This window comes from Bradyrhizobium sp. BRP20 (assembly GCF_020194215.1).
GTDB lineage: Bacteria > Pseudomonadota > Alphaproteobacteria > Rhizobiales > Xanthobacteraceae > Bradyrhizobium > Bradyrhizobium yuanmingense.
On the sequence record NZ_JADYVY010000078.1, the window covers coordinates 1 to 1,075 of the forward strand.

Consider the following 1,075-nt stretch of genomic DNA (forward strand, 5'->3'; position numbering starts at 1 on the left):
CATTACAGTTGCATCTTCCTGAAGGTTCTGAATCCATGGGCGACCATGATTCGGGATCTGATGATTGGTGGCGCGTCAGTTGAAGATACGCTGACGCTGTGGGCTTCGGCGTTGCGAGATATCAAGCAACGCATCCGTCCGCTGTTTACGCAGGAGCGGGTCGCGGCCGCGGCGGGGCAGTTTCTCGACGGACTGTTGGGCAACGAGCCGCGCAAGACGGGTTGGATGCGGGCGGAAGCGGCCGGCGATCCAGGCCCGTGGCGCCAGCAAGCGATCCTGGGTCGGGGGCAGTGGGACGCCGATGCGCTGCGCGATATTGTCCGTGAATACGTGCTGGAAACGCTGCCCGATGAGGACGCGGTTCTGGTCATCGATGAGACCGGCTTTTTGAAACAGGGCAAGGCCTCATGCGGCGTCGCGCGCCAGTACACCGGCTCGGCCGGCAAGATCACCAATTGCCAGATCGGAGTGTTCGCCGCCTACGTGTCGCGGCATGGCCATGCCTTCATCGACCGGGCACTCTACCTGCCAAAGGACTGGACGGACGACCCCGCTCGCCTGAAGGCTGCGCATGTCCCGAGCGATGCGGGCTTTGCGACAAAGCCCAAGATCGCGCGTCACATGATCGCTGGCGCGATCGCCGCACAGGTGCCGTTCGCGTTCGTGGCCGCGGACAGCGTGTATGGCACCGGTGAGATCGAAACCCTGCTGCGCAAGGAGGGCAAGGGCTATGTTCTGGGTGTTGCGTCCAATCATGTGTTCCGTTCCTGGGGCAAGCCGCAGCCTGTCGCCGGCACCGCCTCCGCGATTGCGCAGAGCCTTCCCAAGAAGGCCTGGCGCCGCCTGGCGTCCGGCGAGGGGATCAAAGGGCCGCGCTGGCACGACTGGGCCTATCTCGAGCTGGCCGATCTCGACGCCGGTGAATACAACGACGACCTTGCCGGGGAATGGACGCGGGGTCTTCTGATCCGCCGCAACATCGCCGACGGCAGCTTGGCCTTCTTCTCCACATGGTGCCCCAAAGGCACGTCCATGCAGAAGCTGGTGTCGGTGGAAGGCCATCGCTGGGCCATCG

Annotated in this window: 1 protein-coding gene; it reads left to right on the forward strand. The window is 64.0% G+C overall.

Annotation, left to right across the window (positions count from 1 at the left end):
• Nucleotides 1–45: 45 nt before the first annotated feature.
• A partial coding sequence (locus tag I6F33_RS37865) for an IS701 family transposase (RefSeq protein ID WP_225143927.1) occupies nucleotides 46–1,075 on the forward strand: 1,030 nt, incomplete at its 3' end.